15 protein-coding genes are annotated in these 15,639 nt (G+C 59.1%); 12 read left to right on the top strand and 3 right to left on the bottom strand.

Annotated features, from left to right (window positions below; all coding sequences use genetic code 11):
• The first annotated feature begins 80 nt into the window (after nt 1–80).
• The 4 genes from ACYPYQ_RS07685 (at nt 81) to ACYPYQ_RS07670 (ending at nt 3,712) form a co-directional block, all read left to right on the top strand.
• Nucleotides 81–1,172, top strand: coding sequence for a L,D-transpeptidase Cds6 family protein (locus ACYPYQ_RS07685; protein ID WP_459722334.1), 1,092 nt, complete (start codon nt 81–83; stop codon nt 1,170–1,172).
• Between the two features lie 96 nt (nt 1,173–1,268).
• Nucleotides 1,269–2,342, top strand: a complete 1,074-nt coding sequence (locus tag ACYPYQ_RS07680) for a L,D-transpeptidase family protein (RefSeq protein WP_459722331.1) — start codon at nt 1,269–1,271, stop codon at nt 2,340–2,342.
• Nucleotides 2,343–2,437: 95 nt separating this feature from the next.
• The gene (locus tag ACYPYQ_RS07675; RefSeq protein WP_459722328.1) at nt 2,438–2,926 is read left to right on the top strand and encodes a peptidylprolyl isomerase; all 489 of its coding nucleotides are present in this window, start codon (nt 2,438–2,440) and stop codon (nt 2,924–2,926) included.
• A 60-nt stretch (nt 2,927–2,986) separates the two neighbouring features.
• Nucleotides 2,987–3,712 carry a UDP-2,3-diacylglucosamine diphosphatase gene (locus ACYPYQ_RS07670; RefSeq protein WP_459722325.1) on the top strand — a complete coding sequence of 242 codons (726 nt, stop codon included), beginning with the start codon at nt 2,987–2,989 and terminating at the stop codon, nt 3,710–3,712.
• Nucleotides 3,713–3,873: 161 nt separating this feature from the next.
• Here ACYPYQ_RS07670 and ACYPYQ_RS07665 read toward each other — a convergent pair whose 3' ends face one another.
• A complete protein-coding gene (locus tag ACYPYQ_RS07665) occupies nt 3,874–5,112 on the bottom strand; it encodes a hypothetical protein (RefSeq protein WP_459722323.1) in 1,239 nt (412 codons plus the stop codon).
• 153 nt (nt 5,113–5,265) lie between these two features.
• The gene (locus ACYPYQ_RS07660) at nt 5,266–6,948 is read right to left on the bottom strand and encodes a sensor histidine kinase (protein WP_459722320.1); all 1,683 of its coding nucleotides are present in this window, start codon (nt 6,946–6,948) and stop codon (nt 5,266–5,268) included.
• Between the two features lie 249 nt (nt 6,949–7,197).
• On the opposite strand from ACYPYQ_RS07660, the gene ACYPYQ_RS07655 reads away from it, so the two are divergent.
• Nucleotides 7,198–7,836 (top strand): prepilin-type N-terminal cleavage/methylation domain-containing protein, encoded by a 639-nt coding sequence (locus ACYPYQ_RS07655; protein WP_459722317.1) that lies wholly within the window; start codon nt 7,198–7,200, stop codon nt 7,834–7,836.
• Between the two features lie 224 nt (nt 7,837–8,060).
• Nucleotides 8,061–8,693 (top strand): type II secretion system protein, encoded by a 633-nt coding sequence (locus tag ACYPYQ_RS07650; RefSeq protein ID WP_459722314.1) that lies wholly within the window; start codon nt 8,061–8,063, stop codon nt 8,691–8,693.
• An 18-nt stretch (nt 8,694–8,711) separates the two neighbouring features.
• On the opposite strand, the gene ACYPYQ_RS07645 is transcribed toward ACYPYQ_RS07650, so the two are convergent.
• A complete protein-coding gene (locus ACYPYQ_RS07645) occupies nt 8,712–10,682 on the bottom strand; it encodes a monovalent cation:proton antiporter-2 (CPA2) family protein (protein ID WP_459722312.1) in 1,971 nt (656 codons plus the stop codon).
• Nucleotides 10,683–10,779: 97 nt separating this feature from the next.
• On the opposite strand from ACYPYQ_RS07645, the gene ACYPYQ_RS07640 reads away from it, so the two are divergent.
• From ACYPYQ_RS07640 to ACYPYQ_RS07615, 6 genes are read left to right on the top strand one after another with little or no spacing between them, the layout of a single operon-like run.
• Nucleotides 10,780–11,766 (top strand): KpsF/GutQ family sugar-phosphate isomerase, encoded by a 987-nt coding sequence (locus ACYPYQ_RS07640; RefSeq protein WP_459722308.1) that lies wholly within the window; start codon nt 10,780–10,782, stop codon nt 11,764–11,766.
• Nucleotides 11,766–12,290 (top strand): KdsC family phosphatase, encoded by a 525-nt coding sequence (locus tag ACYPYQ_RS07635; RefSeq protein ID WP_459722305.1) that lies wholly within the window; start codon nt 11,766–11,768, stop codon nt 12,288–12,290. Before ACYPYQ_RS07640 ends, ACYPYQ_RS07635 begins: the two co-directional genes overlap by 1 nt.
• A complete protein-coding gene (gene lptC / locus ACYPYQ_RS07630) occupies nt 12,287–12,871 on the top strand; it encodes an LPS export ABC transporter periplasmic protein LptC (protein WP_459722302.1) in 585 nt (194 codons plus the stop codon). Before ACYPYQ_RS07635 ends, lptC begins: the two co-directional genes overlap by 4 nt.
• Nucleotides 12,855–13,448, top strand: a complete 594-nt coding sequence (gene lptA / locus ACYPYQ_RS07625; RefSeq protein ID WP_459722299.1) for a lipopolysaccharide transport periplasmic protein LptA — start codon at nt 12,855–12,857, stop codon at nt 13,446–13,448. Before lptC ends, lptA begins: the two co-directional genes overlap by 17 nt.
• A gap of 1 nt (nt 13,449) precedes the next feature.
• On the top strand, nt 13,450–14,172 hold the full coding sequence (gene lptB, locus ACYPYQ_RS07620) for an LPS export ABC transporter ATP-binding protein (protein WP_459722297.1): 723 nt from the start codon (nt 13,450–13,452) through the stop codon (nt 14,170–14,172).
• A 29-nt stretch (nt 14,173–14,201) separates the two neighbouring features.
• Nucleotides 14,202–15,626 (top strand): RNA polymerase factor sigma-54, encoded by a 1,425-nt coding sequence (locus ACYPYQ_RS07615; protein WP_459722294.1) that lies wholly within the window; start codon nt 14,202–14,204, stop codon nt 15,624–15,626.
• The last annotated feature ends 13 nt before the right edge of the window (nt 15,627–15,639 follow it).

Here is a 15,639-nt window from a genome sequence, read left to right as displayed (position 1 = left end):
TGCGCCTCGCTTCTTTGGTAGAATCGCGTGCGTTTGGCGCACTCGGCCGGCAACATAACCCACTCAAGAACAAGACCAAAATGGATACATTGAAACGACTCACAACCGCTGTCGCACTATGCATGATGCTGGCATTCAGCCTCGGCAGCCATGCCGACGAGATCCAGGATGCCAACAAGCTCTTCAAACAAGGACAGCTGACGCAAGCCCTGGACAAGGTCAACGGCTATCTGGCGAACAAGCCCAAGGATGCGCAGGCCCGCTTCCTCAAAGGACTCATCGTCAACGAGCAGGGCGACGCCTTGGGTGCCATCGCCATCTTCACCGAATTGACCAACGACTATCCGGAATTGCCGGAGCCCTATAACAACCTCGCCGTGCTGTACGCCGGGCTGGGGCAGTATGAGAAAGCAAAAGTCGCACTGGAGATGGCGATCCGCACCCACCCGAGCTATGCCACCGCACACGAGAATCTGGGCGACATCTACGCCAAGATGGCCAGTCAGGCCTATGACCGCGCACTGCAACTGGACAAGAACAATGCAGGGACCAAGACCAAGCTCGCCCTGATCCGCGACCTGTTCGGCAAGGGCTCGCAAAACGCTGCGCCTGCCACCCCCGCACTGACGGCCACCGCCACAGCACAGCCGGCCGCTCCCGCGCAACCCGTTGTTGTTGCTGCGGCAGCCGCACCGGCCCAACCCAAAGCGGCACCAGTCGAACCAGTTGCGAAGCCGGCTGTCACGGCAGCACCGGTCGTGGCCGTGGCACCAGCCGTCAAGGCCGCACCTGCCCCTGCCGCCAAGCCTGTGACGCCCCCCGCACCTGATGTCCGCGCCGAGGTCATGCAAGCGACGCGCGATTGGGCAGCGGCCTGGTCTGCCAAGAATGTGAAACGCTATCTTGCTTTTTATGCCCCGGAATTCAAGACACCCAATGGAGAGACTCGCAAGGCGTGGGAAGATCTTCGCCAGGATCGCATCAGCAAGCCGAAATCGATCAAGGTCGTGATCGATAACGTCAAGGTCGAGATCATCGACGGCAGTCACGCCAGCATCAGCTTCCTCCAGACTTACAACGCCAGCCACTTCAAGAGCGTGAACAACAAGACCCTGAGCTGGCTCAAGACATCTTCCGGCTGGCAGATCACCGAAGAGCGCAGCGACAACTGATAGATGAATACCCGGTTCAAACCCCTTCTGTTGCTACTGCCCTGCTTCGTGCTCACAGCCCAAGCGGAGCCCGACTCGCGCGACTTGGAGCAACAGTTGGCCAGAAGCTTGCAGGCCGTCGGTGAAAATCGTCTGGATGTCGCGCTGAACGAGGTCGATTCGCTGCTCAGGATCAACCCGAATTTCAAACTCGCCCAACTGGTGAAAGGCGACCTCCTGCTGGCCCGATCCCGTTCCATCAGCGATTTCGGCGATGCGCCCAACGCCCCGCGCGACCTGGTCCAAGATCTGCGGGAAGAGGCACAAGTGCGTCTGCACCGCGCGCAACAACAGCACCCTGTGGCCGTACCGCGTTATCTCTGGAAGCTCAATCCCAAGCAGCGTCACGTGGTGGTGGTCGATACCAGCAAATCCACGCTCTATCTTTATGAGAACGTGGCGGGAGAGCCGCGCTATGTGACCGACTTCTACATCAGCATGGGCAAAAAAGGGCCTGACAAAGTCGTCGAAGGCGACCAGAGGACTCCGCTCGGCGTCTATTTCGTGGACAGCTACATTCCCCGCCAGAAACTGGCCGACCTGTACGGCTCCGGTGCCTATCCGATCAGTTACCCGAACGAATGGGACAAGCGTCAGGGCCGCAACGGTCACGGCATCTGGCTGCATGGCACGCCCTCGGACACCTATAGCCGTCCGCCGCGCGCCAGCAACGGCTGTGTCGTGCTGTCGAATGCCGATCTGGACCGGCTGGGACGAGACATCCAGGTCGGTACCACGCCGGTCATCATCACCCACGGCATCGATTGGCAGGGCGAGTCCGACGATAAGGAGCGCGCAGCCTTGATGCGCTCGATCGAACAGTGGCGCAGCGACTGGGAAAGCCGCGACACCGAGCGCTACCTGTCGCACTACGCAGATGATTTCAACGCCGGCATCACCACGCTCAGCGACTTCGCCGCGCATAAGCGGCTGGTCAACAGCGGCAAAGACTGGATCAAGGTGAAGATCGAGAACCTGAGCCTCTTCCCCTATCCCACCCAGCAGGATCTGGTCGTGGTGGACTTCGAGCAGCATTACGACAGCAACAACCTCAGCAACCGCATGCACAAGCGCCAGTACTGGCAGAAGCGCGATGGTCGCTGGCAGATCGTCTATGAAGGAGCCGCCTGACCATGGAACTCGTACGCATCACTCTCGCATTCTTGCTGGCCGGACTTTGCATCCTGCCCGCACAAGCCGCATCACCAACCAAAGGAAAATTGAAAATGGTCAAACTCGAAACCAACCACGGCACCATCACCCTGCAACTGGACGCAGAAAAAGCGCCGAGCACCACAAAGAACTTCCTTGATTATGTGAACGCCGGTTTCTACACCAACGTGATCTTCCATCGCGTCATCCCCAACTTCATGATCCAGGGCGGCGGCTTCGAGCCCGGTATGAAGCAGAAGAAGACCAACGACCCGATCAAGAACGAAGCCGCCAACGGCCTGAAGAACGACAAATACACCATCGCCATGGCGCGCACCGGCGACCCGCATTCCGCCAGCGCCCAGTTCTTCATCAACGTGCGCGACAACGGCTTCCTCGACTATCCCGGCCAGGACGGCTGGGGCTATTGCGTGTTCGGCAAAGTGGTCGAAGGCATGGACGTCGTTGATGCCATCGCCAAGGTCAAGACCGGCAGCAGCGGTTTCCACCAGGACGTGCCGAAGGAAGACGTCGTCATCATCAAGGCGGAAGTCGTTCAATAAGGTTTCAGGATACGGGATACAGTGAGACCATCGTGCCCCTCCTGAATCCCGTATCCTGAAATGCCTCACACCCTCTTCATTTCCGACCTGCACCTGAGCGAGTCGCATCCGCACACTGCAGAGTTTTTCCTGCGGTTCGTTCAGGATGTCGCCCCCAAGGCCGAATCGCTATACATACTAGGCGACCTGTTTGAATACTGGGCCGGCGACGACGATCTGGACGCCCCCTTCCATCGCCAGATATGTGGAGCGCTCTCCAATCTTGCCGCAGGACGAACACATATCTTCATCATGCATGGCAACCGCGACTTCCTGATGGAAGAAGCACTCGCCGCCGCCTGCAAAGCGCAACTGCTGCCCGATCCGACGCTCATAGACCTTTACGGACAGCCCACCCTCCTGACCCACGGCGACATCCTGTGTACAGGAGATAGTGCTTACCAACAATTCCGATCTACAGTACGCAGTTCGGAATGGCGATCTCAATTCCTCTCGCAACCATTGAAGCAGCGTAAAGCGCAGATAGAACAACTGCGCACGCAAAGCGAACGATCAAAGCGCGAGAAAGCCATGGACATCATGGACGCAAGCAACGAAGCTGTATACGCACTGCTACGCCACCACGGCTATCCGCGCCTCATACACGGCCACACCCACCGTCCGGCGAAACACCTGCATCATTTGGATAATCACACCTGCGAACGCTGGGTGCTGGGGGATTGGGATACACAGGCCAATGCTTTGCTAGTTGATGACACCACTGTTCAACAGCTGAAGTTCACCTAACCATCTCTCGCTAACCAGCCAGAGTCGCAGCACGCGGTCGATTTGAGGTATACACAATTCTTGGCACAAAAAAACAGGGGAGACCGAAGTCTCCCCTGTTTCATTGGTGCTTGTGCCTGGTTTGGATCCCGGCGAACCGGAATCCTTACGTCAGCTCAAACTTACCAAGCGGTTTCCAGCAGGAACGATGTCTGACGCGTGCCGTTGGCTTGCGCAGTATCGTACTTGGTGCCGCTGTAGGTGCTGTGAGTGATCTGCAAAGCCAGATTCTGGAGGATGTCATAAGTTGCAGCCAGAGTCAGAGCATTGTCTGTTTTACCAGAAGCCTTACCGTTACGGTAGGCCGCGCCCAGATGCAGGGTGTGCGGGATCACGGTCACGTCTGCGCCAACTGTGAATGCCTTCTTGTCATCAGTTGTGCTGGCGTTGTATGCGTTAGCTTTGGTAGCAGTAGACTTAGGTGTGTTGGCATAAGTCGCATAGAAACCTGCTTCCATGTCAGCCAATTGACCATGAGCCTGTGCGCTCAAGCCAGTTGCCTTGTACTCATTACCATCAACGAAGGTACCAACTGTCGCATCGGCAGTCTTGGTAGTTCCCGAGATGAATTCAGCAGTGATCACAGTATCCCAACCTGCGATGTTCGGCGTAGCGCCCACGTGCAGCATGTTCAGCGACAGAGCTGCGTCAGTCATCGGGAAATTCGGTGTCCAACGAGTCAGAGAAACGTAACCCATGTCAGCCTTGCCCAGGAAGGTCAGACCGGAAGCTGCACCAGTTGCCACACCAACGTAACGGTGAGCAGAGATATCAGCGTGGTGTTCGTTCCAACGCACGGCGCGGTTCAGACCTGTGCTGGACTCGGTGTAGCCATAGAACGGACCCAGAGCGTCAGTCAGGAACGGGATCACGGACAGCTTCATGCCACCCATATCCGTAACCATCGGAATACGGAAACCAACGAGGTCATCCATGCTGTGCTCGATCATGGTGCCGACCTTCAGGTGCTCAGACTCACCCAGACGACCGCCGAAGAACAGACCGAACTCGTCCGGAACCATCCACTTGCCGTCGTTGGTTGTGATCAGGTCGCCTGCAGCGTTGTTATACACCTTGGTTGCGCCACCGGTCATGCGATATTGCGCCTTCAGCAGGATACCTGCGTTCAGCGTAGCGGGGATGGACAGGTGATCGCCTTCGATCTTCTCTTGTGCGCCCATCATGGTGAAGCCGTCAGCCTTGAAGGCGCGACCGAAACCACTCAGAACGGGGAAGTGTTGTGCGTGGCAAGCAGAGCAGGCCATGCCGGTTTGACGTGCGAATGCCGGAACGGCAGCTGCTTCCGGTGCGAAGGCTGCAGCAGCCAGAACGCCAGCCAGAGAGAGAGCGACTTTCTTCATTGATATTTCTCCTCGTTGATTTGGAAATTACCCTTTTGATGGCCGGGGGCTTCTACCCCGCAACCATGGGGACGCACAATAAAGAAAACGTGAAGGGAGTGTCAAAGCTTTGTTGCGTCGTGTTGCAATATTGCAACACCCCGTTGTATGCCCTTACGTATCGGGCGAAAGCTCAAAGGTCACTTGGCCCGCCGTATTCTCTCGCAGCTGCATTTTGTACCGGTTCTGCCTGGCCCATCTTGATGCTTGATACAAGCCGACGCCCAATCCATCTTCCGAGGACACCACGGTCCGCAACAGCTTTTGCGCATATCCCGCCGGTATCGCACTGCCGTCGTCGCTCACGCGCAGCGAGCGCGACCCGGCATCCAGACTGACGCGGACATGCAATCCCGGCTCGCGCAGACGCTTGTTCAGGGCGTTCTCGATCAGGTTGTCTGCCACGCAGTCGAACATGGCGGCTGGTATCATCCCCACCGCCCTCACGCTTGCCCCCTCCAACTTCCACTCGATGCCGCGGTGTGCATAGCGCCGACATAATTCATCCCACCAAGCCAGCAGCTCGACTTCCCGAGACTCTGCCTCCGGGGCTGGTGCCTTGAGCTTCCCCAGCAAGGTTTCGATGCGCTGCGACAGCACTGGCAATTGCTGCTGCAGGATGGGTTGCGCCTTTGTTGGCTCGCTCTGCGCGATGGATGCCAGTGCGAACAACGATTGCAGCATATTCTTTAGGTCATGCGTCAGTCGCGCACCCGTCTCATAGATGGCCTGCTGGCGTGTCATTTCGCGCAGCCGCTGTTCGCGCCGCTTGGCTTGGTAGAAATAACCCAGCACCTGCACCAATAGCCGCATATGCAATAGCACGGTCGGCGCGACAGCCTGCCTGGTGAACAGAGTGATCGCCAGATCTTCATCGACCAACTCGACCCGGTGCGGACTGGCATTGCCAAGCGTCCCGTGCCCTTCGGCCGATACCCAGGACATGCCGGTGACCCAGGGCATCTCGATCATGTGCTCGGTCGCACTTTCCAGGAATTCGCCCGGGCCGAGATCACGCTGCGCATCTGCGGCCAATTGCTTTAGCCACACTTCCAATGGCGTGCCAATGGAAAGCACATAGCGAGAAAAACTGCTCTGAAGCCCGAACGGACCGAACTCGGTATGCCAAAGCGCCCCGAGGACGAATAAAGCGACCGCGATCAGGAACAAGGTACGCAGCAACGCATCCAGATACCCGACCTGATTCAAGGTCATGAACGCCAGCGTGCCCAGCACCAGCACCGTCAGCAAGGTGAACAAGAGCAGTACATAGAAGAAATCGATGGCCTGCACCGCATCCGGCTTCTCGCGCTCGACCGGGATGACCGCCATCACTGCCAGCATCAAGGGCAACGCCACATTCATCAGATTGCGCGTCACCTCATCGAAGGCGGGCAAGGTGAACAAGTGAGGCGCGATATGCAACAGCAGCAAAGCCAGCAGATACGCCATGACCAGCAGATGATAGATACGCTGCCAGCGCGCATAGAAAGAGAAGGCGCGCGCGCCCACCAAAGCAAACAACCCGCCGACCCAGAAAGCCAATATCCACCAGTTCAGCCATGCCAGCGCAGCCAGACTCACACCGAGGATGAACAGCGAGTTACCCCAACTCAAGCGTGTCTCACTGCGCCACAATGGCTGCCAGACGAGGAACAAGCCCAGGTGCGCCAGCAACAGCGGGCGCGCCAGCATATGGTCTATGCCCAGCCAAAAGGTGGTGTGCAGCGATACCAGCATGAGCAGCGATAGCCAACGGCTGGAGCGCACCCATTGCGCAGGATTCAATGTCGTCATCTCGTCACCATGGCGTCGATTGCTCGACAGTATTTATCAACACCAACTCCATCGCTCACTCAATGAGCAGAATATATTTGCCAATTGATTGATTTTTATTTATAAAGCACACCGGATCGCGAATCACCCAGCACTGGCATGCAATTTGCATTATTCAGTCATGCAGGCGGTAGCGATTGCTACCAGGGTTCGGATACGCAGCAGTCTAGCGCATCCAGAAACCGACTATCACCCACTGGAGGAAACACAATGAAGCAAAAGCAATCCGGCTTTACTCTAATCGAAATCGCCATCGTGCTGGTGATCATCGGCCTGTTGCTCGGCGGCGTGCTGAAAGGTCAAGAGCTGATCAATAGCGCCAAGGTGAAGAATCTGGCGACGGACTTCAAGAACGTTCCCATTTACATATATGCCTATCAGGATAAATACCGTGCCCTTCCTGGCGACGACAAAGCAGCGGACACCCACTTGGCAGTTTCCGGCGTTACCGTGACCATCACAAACGGAGACGGCAATGGTGTCATTGGCGGCGCATGGGATGCCTCATCCGGCGAGTCGTTCCAGTTCTGGCAACATATCCGCTTGGCAGGGATCGCACCGGGCACCACCACCACCACTGATAACGCCTACATTCCCACCAACACCATCGGCGGGTCTATCGGCGTCACCAATAGCTCAGCCAACAATCCAATTGTCGGCTTACGTGGTAGCTACATAGTCTGCTCCGCCAGCGTTCCCGGGAAATTCGCAAAGCAACTTGATATCGCGATGGATGACGGGAATACTGCTGCCGGCTCCATGATGACCGCAGCCAGCGGAACTTCTGCGGCAACTGCAACTGCAAACATAGGAGATGACTCCCCATACAATGTATGCATGGGATTCTAATCGCCTCACACCTATAGAAGTCGCGCAAAAAAGCCCGCCCTAATCGGCGGGCTTTTTTACGCCCCTTCCTTGGCCATTTTTCGTCGCCCATCGTCGACATCGCGTCGCCTCTAACACAACAACTGAAGCACTTGCTGCTTCAGTCCTGCAACCGCACGCCCCTATTGCTGGCATGGTTGCTGCTAAAGAGTTCATGTCATTCATCACCGAGGTGCATCAGAGTCATGCAACGCAAACAATCCGGCTTCACTTTGATCGAGATCGCCATCACCATGGCGATCGTCGGCCTGCTCATCACACTGACGATCAAAGGGCGGGAGATGGTGGAGAATTCACGGGCCAAGAGCCTCGCCAACGACTTCCGCGATATCCAGGTGGCGCTGTTCGGTTATCAGGATCGTTTTCGCGCATTGCCGGGTGACGACCCTTCCGCCTCGGCGAACCTTGCACCGAGCGCTTCTTCCATTCACGACGGCAACGGCAATCAGCACATCGAAGGCGATCTGAACACCTATCTGAGCGAATCTTTCTTCCTCTGGCAGCATGTCCGACTGGCGGGGTTCTTGCAGGGGATAACGAACGCCGAAGCGAGCGGTTATGTGCCGCTCAACACATCAGGGGGGAGTCTGGGGGTCGCCGACATCAGCAATGCGCCCATTAACGGCATGAGCGGTGGTTACATCATCTGTTCGGACAACATCTCGGGACGCTTGGTCAAGCAATTGGACATGATGCTGGATGACGGCTTTACGACCAAAGGGGCGATGCTGGTCTCTCACGCGAACACTGGCGGCGACCCGATCCCGTCGAGGAACATCATCGAGCGCGATTTCTATCTGGCCTGTCTGAGCGTCTGAATATCCGCTGGCCCAGCATCAACCTTGCCGCAGTCTTTTCTCGGCAGCCTCCAGCATCATGGTCTGCCCCAGCAACATCAGCACATCGCCCGCGCGCAACAACATATCGTCTGAAGGCTCGCTCCCTAACAGGTTGTGGCGGCGCACGCCGTTGACTTCGATGTTGAGCTCCGAAAATTTCAGATCCCCCAGCCGCATGCCGACCGCCCTGTCCTGCTCTTGCAGCATGACGCTCTGGAAACGCGGCTGGATGCTGTCCGTCTCTTCACCGATCTCATCGCGCGGCGTGCGCAGATAGCCACTGAACATGCTGTAGCGCTTCGCGCGCGCCTCCTGCACGCGGCGCACCACGCGGCTGAGCGGGATGCCGGCCATCAACAAGGCCTGCGAGGCAAGCATGACGCTGCCCTCCAGCACTTCTGCCACCACTTCAGTTGCGCCGGCTTTCTTGAGCACCTCTACATTGCTGTCATCGGACGTGCGCACGATGACCGGCATATCAGGACGATCCTGCTGGATGTGGCGCAATATCCTGAGCGCGGAGTGCTTGTCGTCGTATGTGATGACCAGCGCCTTGGCGCGCATCAACCCCGCCGCCTGCAACACCTCATGCTTGGCGGCATCGCCGTACACGACGCGCTCACCCGATGCGCTGGCTTCATGCACACGGCGTGAATCGAGGTCGAGCGCGATGAAATTCACCTTTTCATTCTTCAGGAACGCAGCCAGCGCCTGCCCGCTGCGCCCGTACCCGCAGATGATCACATGCCGGTTGGTGCTCATGCTCTGGACGGCGATCTGGTGCATCTGCATGGCGCTGTTCATCCATTCTTCCGGTGAGATGCGGCGCACGATGGCCTCGGCATGCTGGATCAGGAACGGTGCGATCATCATGGAGACCAGCATGGCCGCCAGCACGTTCTGCATCACGTCATGCGGCAGGAGATTGGCACCGCCGGTAAGGGTCAGCAGCACGAAACCGAATTCGCCCGCCTGTGCCAGCCCGAGGCCGGTACGCAAGGCAGGGCCCCAGTCCCCGGAGAACGCACGCACCAGCAGTGCCACCACCAATGCCTTGAACGGTACCAGGATCAGCAACAGCAACAGTATCCACGCCCAGCCGTCGATCAGCGCCTGCATGTCCAGCATCATGCCGATGGTGACGAAGAACAGACCGAGCAGCACATCACGGAACGGTTTGATGTCCTCTTCCACCTGGTAGCGGTATTCCGTCTCAGAGATCAGCATGCCCGCGACGAAGGCACCCAGCGCCATGGACAGGCCGCTCAGTTCGGTGACCCAGGCCAGACCGAGGGTGAACAACAGCACGTTCAGCATGAACAGTTCGGAAGATTTCTGGCGCGCGACCAGATGGAACCATGGCCGCAACAAACGCTGGCCGAAAGTGAGCAACGCGGTCAGCACCAGGATCGCCTTCAATGCCGCGTAGGCCAGCGTGGACGAGAGATTGCCATCCTGCGACGCCAGCGCCGGTATCAGGATGATGAGCGGCACCACGGCCAGATCCTGGAACAGCAGCACGCCCATGATCTTCTGGCCGTGCGGCGTGTTCAGCTCGGCACGTTCCACCAGCATCTTGCTGACGATGGCCGTGGAGGACATGGCCATGATGCCGCCCAGCGCCAGCCCCGCCGCCCAGCCCAGATCGAAGAACAGCGACGTAAGCATGACCAGCAACATGGTGGCGACCACCTGCGCAGTGCCCAGGCCGAACACCAGCCGCTGCATGGCGCGCAAGCGGGCAAGGCTGAATTCCAGACCGATGCTGAACATCAGGAACACCACGCCGAATTCGGCGAGATGGCGCGTCTCCGGCGCATCGGGGATCCAGCCCAGCGCATGCGGGCCGATCAGCACGCCGACGATGAGATAGCCCAGCATGGCAGGCAGGTGCAGCGAGCGGAACAGCACCACCACCAGCACGGCGACGGCGAGCAGAATGAGCAGGAGTTGCAACGAATCGTTCATGCGGCTGATGATGCCCTAACTTTTGCAAGTTTCAAAATCGTTCTCGGCCTGGATAGCGGCAAAGACACGACTGGGTTGTTCACCTATAATTCGCGCCATGAACAAACCGACTCCCGCCGCCCCGCACGCGCTCGAACTCGCGCGCCGCGTACTGACCATAGAAGCCGATGCCCTCAAAGCGCTGGCTGACCGGGTCGACTCGAACTTCCTCGATGCCATCAATCTGATCCTCGCCTGCAAAGGCAGGGTGATCGTGAGCGGCATGGGCAAGTCCGGGCATATCGCACGCAAGATCGCGGCCACCTTCTCCAGCACCGGCACACCGGCCTATTTCGTCCATCCGGGTGAGGCCAGCCACGGCGACCTCGGCATGGTGACGCAGGATGATGTGTTCATCGGCATCTCCTACTCGGGCGAGAGCGAGGAGTTGCTGACCATCGTCCCGGTGCTGAAGCGCCAGGGGGCGAAGCTCATCAGCCTGACCGGCAATCCCAAGTCCAGTCTTGCGCTGGAGGCGGATGTACACCTGAACGGCGCGGTGGCGCAGGAGGCCTGTCCCATGGGACTGGCCCCGACCGCCAGCACCACGGCAGCCCTCGCACTGGGCGATGCGCTGGCTGTCGCACTGCTGGATGCCAAGGGCTTTGGCGAAGCGGATTTCGCCCGCTCCCACCCCGGCGGCAGTCTGGGGCGACGCCTGCTCACCCATGTGCGCGACATCATGCACAGCCATGCCAGCATCCCCATGGTGCCGGAAGACGCGACACTGGCTCAGGCGGTGCTGGAGATCTCCCGCAAGGGTCTGGGCATGACCGGCATCGTCGATAAAAACCATAAGCTGCTGGGCATCTATACCGACGGCGATCTGCGCCGAACACTGGAAAAGAAGCTGGATTTCAACACCACCCCGGTCAGCGCGGTGATGTCGAAGACGCCGCGCACGGTCGGCCCCGACGCGCTCGCCGTTGAAGCGGTGCAGATGATGGAGCAGTACAACATCACCCAGTTGCTGGTGGTCGATGCGAACAAGAAAGTACTGGGCGCGCTGAACATGCACGACCTGCTGAAAGCGAAAGTCATCTGATGTCACTGACAGACCGAATCAAACCGCTGCGCCTGATCGCCTTCGATGTGGATGGCGTGCTGACCGACGGCGGGCTTTTCCTTTCCGATTCCGGCGAGGAGTTCAAACGCTTCAACTCACTCGACGGGCACGGCATGAAGATGCTCAAGGCCAGCGGCGTGGAGCTAGCCATCATCACCGGGCGGACCTCGCGCTGTGTCGAGCTGCGCGCGAAGAATCTGGGCATCACCCGGCTCTATCAGGGTGTGGAGGACAAATATGCCGCCATGCAGTCTCTGCTGGCAGACTTGAGGATACCCCCCGCAGCAGCCGCGTTCATGGGCGACGACGTGATCGACCTGCCGGTGATGCGCAACGTCGGCGTGTCGTTCAGTGTCCCCGATGCGCCGCAATGCGTGCGTGACCGCGCCGATTATGTGAGCCAGCGTGCCGGCGGCCACGGTGCCGTGCGCGAGATCTGCGAACTGGTCATGTCGGCACAGGGCACGCTCGAGGCACAACTCGCGCCCTTCCTGGATCGATGAGCCAGCTCTCTTTCGTCAATCGCTTGCGTGTCTGGCTGCCACTGCTGCCCGTCCTGGCGCTGCTGCTCGGCAGTTACTGGCTGAACCTGCAAGTCCAGCCCGTGGAGCCGGCCACCGGTGCCCAGCGCCACGATGTCGATTTCGTGGTCTACGGGTTGCGCTCGACCGCGCTGAACACGGAAGGGCAGCCCCGCTTCACACTGCTCACGGAAAAGATGTGGCACTACCCGGATGATGACACGACCCACATGAAAACCCCCAGCCTGACCAGCTTCTTCAAGGACCATGCCCCCACCCGGATCGACGCGCAAAGCGGCATGCTCAGCAGCAAAGGCGAAGAGGTAAAGCTGCATGAGGATGTCCACATATTCAGACCGGGGAGATCGCCGGCACAGGACCAGCACTTCAATACCGAATATCTGCGCGTACTGCCGGACGATGGCTGGGCGGAGACGAATTTCCCGGTGTTGATGTTCGACCGTTACAACACCATCCATGCCGTCGGCATGGAGCTGGACAACGGGGCACGTACCGTGAGATTCCTGCAACAAGTCCGAGCCGTCCATGAAAAGAACGACTAAGCAGCTGCTGCTCATCCCTTTCCTGCTCTGCGCCCCAAGCGTCATGGCGGAACAGGCAGACCGCGACAAACCCGTGCATCTGGAGGCCAATCAGGTACTGATAGACGACGCGCGCCAATTCAAGAGCTTTGAAGGCCGTGTCCAGTTGATACAGGGAACTTTGAACATTCAGGCAGACCGCATAGATGTTCGCGAGGACAAGGACGGCTATCAACACCTCACCGCCATCGGGCATCCGGCCAAATTCCGCCAGCGCTATGAGGGCAGCGAGGAGTATGCGGAAGGCTACGGCGAAAGGATCGAATACGACACCCGTGCCGAGACCGTGGACTTTTACGACCGCGCCCGCGTCAAGCGCGGACAGGACGAAGTCCAGGGGGCGCACATCACCTACAGCACCAAGACGGAAGTGTTCAGCGCGCGCGGCGATGAAGCTTCACAAAAGACCGGCAACGACCGGGTGCGCGCCGTGATACAACCCAAGCGGGACAAATCCCCGGCTGCATCCGCCCCGGCAAGCACACTGACCATACAACCCAGCGAGAACCTGTCCACCCCTGCCTCGCAAAGACACTGACATGAGCGAACTCCGTACCGAATCCCTGAAGAAGACCTACCGTGCCCGTACCGTGGTGCAGGATGCCTCGCTGCATGTCAGCAGCGGCGAGGTGGTCGGTCTGCTGGGCCCGAACGGCGCGGGCAAGACCACCACCTTCTACATGATCGTCGGCCTGGTCGCCGCCGACGGCGGAGAGATCACCATAGACGGCGAAAAGGTCACCCATCTGCCCATCCACAGGCGCGCACGGCTGGGTCTTGCCTATCTGCCGCAGGAGGCTTCCATCTTCCGCCGCATGACCGTCAGCCAGAACATCGAGGCGGTGCTCGAGCTGCATGATTATTCCCCGGAAGAGCAGTCGCAGCGTCTCGAAGCGCTGCTGAACGACCTGCACATCACCCACATCCGCAACAACCCGGCGATCAGCCTCTCCGGCGGCGAGCGGCGGCGCGTCGAGATCGCGCGCGCGCTGGCCACCGACCCGCGCTTCATCCTGCTGGACGAGCCCTTCGCCGGCGTCGACCCCATCGCCGTGCTGGACATCCAGAAGATCATCCGCTTCCTCAAGGAGCGCGATATCGGCGTGCTGATCACCGACCACAACGTGCGCGAGACGCTGGGCATCTGCGACCGCGCCTACATCATCAATGCCGGCTCGGTGATGGCGGAAGGCACGCCGGAGGAAATCATCTATAATGAGGGCGTGAGGAAGGTGTATCTGGGCGAGAACTTCAAGCTATAAGAAGCGCCGCCCCTCACCAGACACCCAAGATGAAACCCGCTCTCCAACTCCGTCAATCCCAACAGCTCCTGCTCACACCGCAGTTGCAGCAAGCGATCAAGCTGTTGCAGCTCTCCACATTGGAGATCAATCAGGAAGCCGCGCGCCTGCTGGACGAGAACCCGTTGCTGGAACGGATAGACGACACCGCCAACCAGACCTACAGCGGCAGTAATGACACTGGCACGCAGGTGACTGAACGCACGGAAAGCTCGGCCACCGAGAGCCCGGCCAACGACGAGACGCCGGAGTGGGGTGAACAGAACTTCAGCCATGCGGCAAACAGCAGCCCGGATGACGAGGATGACGGTTATCAGGAAGTCGCTTCCGATCGTCCCAACCTGCGCGAGCATCTGCTTTGGCAGCTGAACATGAGCCTGCTGGACGAACGCGACAAGAAGATCATCGGCCTGCTCATCGACGCACTGGACGAGAACGCCTACCTGGCCCAACCCCTGGAAGAGATCGTGGAGATCTTCCCGGAGGAGCTGGATATCACGCTGGACGATCTGGAGACCGCGCTGGTGCAGTTGCAGCATCTGGATGCGCCCGGCATCGGCGCGCGCGACCTGCGCGAATGCCTGACGCTGCAGCTTCAGGCGATCCCCGAAGACGTGCCGGGACGGGATATGGCCTTGCGCATCGTGGGCGAACATCTGGACTTGCTGGCCGCACGCGACTTTTCCAGGCTGAAACGTCTGTTGCGTTGCGATGATGATGCCTTGCGCACCGCGCAGGATCTGATCGTGCATCTGCAACCCAAACCCGGTATGGCATTCGAGCATCGTGCGGCCGACTATGTGGTGCCAGATGTGCTGGTGGAGAAGGTCGGCGGTATCTGGAAGGCACGCCTCAATCCTGAAGCCATGCCGCGCCTGCGTATCAACCAGGTCTATGCCAACATCCTGCAGCAGCGCGGCGATGCCAGCGCGCAGGGCATGGCGACGCAGTTGCAGGAAGCGCGCTGGTTCATCAAGAACCTGCAGCAGCGTTTCGAGACCATCCTGCGCGTGGCACAGGCCATCGCGCAGCGTCAGCGCCAGTTCTTCGAGCACGGCGACATCGCCATGCGGCCGCTGGTGCTGCGCGAGATCGCCGAGCAGCTCGAACTGCACGAATCCACCATCTCGCGCGTGACCACACAGAAGTTCATGCTCACCCCGCGCGGCATCTACGAATTCAAGTATTTCTTTGGCAGCGGTCTGGCCACCGATGCGGGGGGGGCTTGTTCTTCCACCGCCATCCGTGCCCTTATCAAACAGATGGTTAGCGAGGAAGATACTCGCCAACCCCTGTCCGATAGCCGCATGTCTGAAATCCTGGCACAGCAGGGCATTATCGTCGCCCGCCGTACCGTGGCAAAATACCGGGAATCCATGAACATCCTCCCGGTCAACCTTCGTAAATCACTCTAACCATAAAGGAGCA

The sequence above is a fragment of the Sideroxyarcus sp. TK5 genome, assembly GCF_054601595.1.
This window is presented reverse-complemented; position numbering and strand designations above follow the sequence as displayed.

Excerpts from the sequence above, each read along its gene's own strand:
- ACYPYQ_RS07660 (WP_459722320.1), bottom strand. The coding sequence starts at position 6,948 with ATGACGACATTGAATCCTGCGCAATGGGTGCGCTCCAGCCGTTGGCTA.
- ACYPYQ_RS07650 (WP_459722314.1), top strand. The coding sequence starts at position 8,061 with ATGCAACGCAAACAATCCGGCTTCACTTTGATCGAGATCGCCATCACC.
- ACYPYQ_RS07640 (WP_459722308.1), top strand. The coding sequence starts at position 10,780 with ATGAACAAACCGACTCCCGCCGCCCCGCACGCGCTCGAACTCGCGCGC.
- ACYPYQ_RS07675 (WP_459722328.1), top strand. The coding sequence starts at position 2,438 with ATGGTCAAACTCGAAACCAACCACGGCACCATCACCCTGCAACTGGAC.
- ACYPYQ_RS07645 (WP_459722312.1), bottom strand. The coding sequence starts at position 10,682 with ATGAACGATTCGTTGCAACTCCTGCTCATTCTGCTCGCCGTCGCCGTG.
- ACYPYQ_RS07665 (WP_459722323.1), bottom strand. The coding sequence starts at position 5,112 with ATGAAGAAAGTCGCTCTCTCTCTGGCTGGCGTTCTGGCTGCTGCAGCC.
- ACYPYQ_RS07670 (WP_459722325.1), top strand. The coding sequence starts at position 2,987 with ATGCCTCACACCCTCTTCATTTCCGACCTGCACCTGAGCGAGTCGCAT.
- ACYPYQ_RS07655 (WP_459722317.1), top strand. The coding sequence starts at position 7,198 with ATGAAGCAAAAGCAATCCGGCTTTACTCTAATCGAAATCGCCATCGTG.
- ACYPYQ_RS07685 (WP_459722334.1), top strand. The coding sequence starts at position 81 with ATGGATACATTGAAACGACTCACAACCGCTGTCGCACTATGCATGATG.
- lptB (WP_459722297.1), top strand. The coding sequence starts at position 13,450 with ATGAGCGAACTCCGTACCGAATCCCTGAAGAAGACCTACCGTGCCCGT.
- ACYPYQ_RS07635 (WP_459722305.1), top strand. The coding sequence starts at position 11,766 with ATGTCACTGACAGACCGAATCAAACCGCTGCGCCTGATCGCCTTCGAT.
- lptA (WP_459722299.1), top strand. The coding sequence starts at position 12,855 with ATGAAAAGAACGACTAAGCAGCTGCTGCTCATCCCTTTCCTGCTCTGC.
- ACYPYQ_RS07615 (WP_459722294.1), top strand. The coding sequence starts at position 14,202 with ATGAAACCCGCTCTCCAACTCCGTCAATCCCAACAGCTCCTGCTCACA.
- lptC (WP_459722302.1), top strand. The coding sequence starts at position 12,287 with ATGAGCCAGCTCTCTTTCGTCAATCGCTTGCGTGTCTGGCTGCCACTG.